This window comes from Saccharopolyspora sp. (assembly GCF_017434145.1).
GTDB classification, from domain to species: domain Bacteria; phylum Actinomycetota; class Actinomycetes; order Mycobacteriales; family Pseudonocardiaceae; genus Saccharopolyspora_C; species Saccharopolyspora_C galaxeae.
In genome coordinates, this window is the sequence record NZ_JAFRFW010000156.1 from 1 (window position 1) to 1622 (window position 1622).

Below are 1622 nucleotides of genomic sequence, written 5' to 3' on the forward strand. Positions count from 1 at the left end.
CACCGGTGCCGAAGTCCGGGAAGGACCAGGCCTCGGACCGGACCTCCTGCGGTTTCGGCCGCACCCGCACGGTCACCTCGGTGATCGTGCCGAACGCCCCTTCCGAACCGAGGAACAGCTGCCGCAGGTCCGGGCCCGCGGCCGAGGCGGGCGCACGGCCGAGGTCGAGCGTGCCGCACGGTGTCGCGACCCGCAGCCGCACCACCATGCCGTCGAACCGGCCATAACCCGCGGAAGCCTGGCCGGACGAGCGGGTGGCCGCGAAGCCGCCGATGCTGGCGTGCTCGAAGCTCTGCGGGAAATGGCCCAACGTGTAGCCGTGCGCGCCGAGCAATTCCTCGGCTTCCGGGCCCCGCAGCCCGGCCTGCAACGTGGCCGTCTGCGACTCGGTGTCGAGCTCGACGAGCTCGTCGAGGTGGCGCAGGTCCAGCGCGACGACCGAGCCGAAGCCGCCGCCGTCCGGCTCGAGACCACCGACCACGCTCGTCCCGCCGCCGAACGGGATCACCGCGACCCGCTGCGCGGCGCAGGTTTCCAGGACCGCGCAGACCTCGTCGTGCGTGCCGGGGAACAGGATCGCGTCGGGAGCGGACTCCACGTCCCCGGCGCGCCGCCGCAGCAGATCCGGTGTGCTCTTGCCGCCCGCGTGCAGCAGCCGGGTGTCGTCGTCGGTGCGGACCCGGTCCGCGCCCACGATCTCCGCCAGCGCGCCGCGGGCTTCAGCAGGCAGCGCGCAGGGCCGCAGGCTGATGTCCGCGCGGTCCACGGACTGCGTGTCGCGATGCGTGATCCCGAGGCCCTGCTCGACCAAGGTGCGCACGTCGGCGGACAGGGGGCTGGCGGCATCGGCGGTGCCCCAGGCGTTCCAGACGGAGTCCGGGGTGCGGTGCTCGGGTTTCGTCATGCGTTACAGTTTTACACATGACGTCAAACCGTAACGACGGCGTCGACGACGGGGACGCCAAGGACGGGGTCGCCAAGGACGGGGCCACCAACGACCGGGCCATCCTGGACGCCGCGGCCCAGACCGTCCTCGCGGTCGGCATGCGCCGCACCACGCTGGCCGAAGTCGCCCGCAGGGCGGGGGTGAGCCGCCCGACGGTGTACCGGCGCTGGGCCGATGTGCGGACGCTGACCGCCGATCTGCTCACCCGGGAACTCGTCGCCCTGCTGCCTGCCGAGGGCACCGACGGCGAGCGTGCTCTCGGCATCGACCGGATCGTGCGGACCACCGCCGCGGCGCGCACCCACCCGCTGTTCCGCAAGATCCTGGAGACCGATCCCGAGCTGCTGATCACCTACGTCTTCGACCGGCTCGGGGCCAGCCAGCACCGCATCCTCGAGCTGCTGACCTCGGCGATCCGGCAGGGCCAGCAGGACGGCACGATCCGGGACGGCGACCCGGACGAACTCGCCGCCATGGTCCTGCTGGTGATCCAGTCCGCGGTGCTCTCGGCCCGCATCGTGGCCGACCCGCTGCCCCCCGAACGTCTCGACGCCCAGTTGCGCGCCTTGCTGGAGTCCTACCTTCGTCTCGAGGAGTGAGTTCCGGATGTCCTCGTTGAACGCCCACCGCCGCGCCCGCGACCTGGCCGAGCTGGCCGAGCAGGGCTCGGTCGACG

At 72.4% G+C, this 1622-nt stretch carries 2 protein-coding genes; one reads left to right on the forward strand and one right to left on the reverse strand.

Features of this window, described 5'->3' with window-relative positions; translation table 11 throughout:
* Window positions 1–904 (reverse strand): FAD-binding oxidoreductase (locus IJH84_RS04430; protein ID WP_295140504.1); only part of this gene is annotated, 904 nt, incomplete at its 3' end.
* Between the two features lie 17 nt (window positions 905–921).
* Here IJH84_RS04430 and IJH84_RS04435 point away from each other — a divergent pair.
* Window positions 922–1545, forward strand: a complete 624-nt coding sequence (locus IJH84_RS04435) for a TetR/AcrR family transcriptional regulator (RefSeq protein WP_295140507.1) — start codon at window positions 922–924, stop codon at window positions 1543–1545.
* Window positions 1546–1622: the final 77 nt, after the last annotated feature.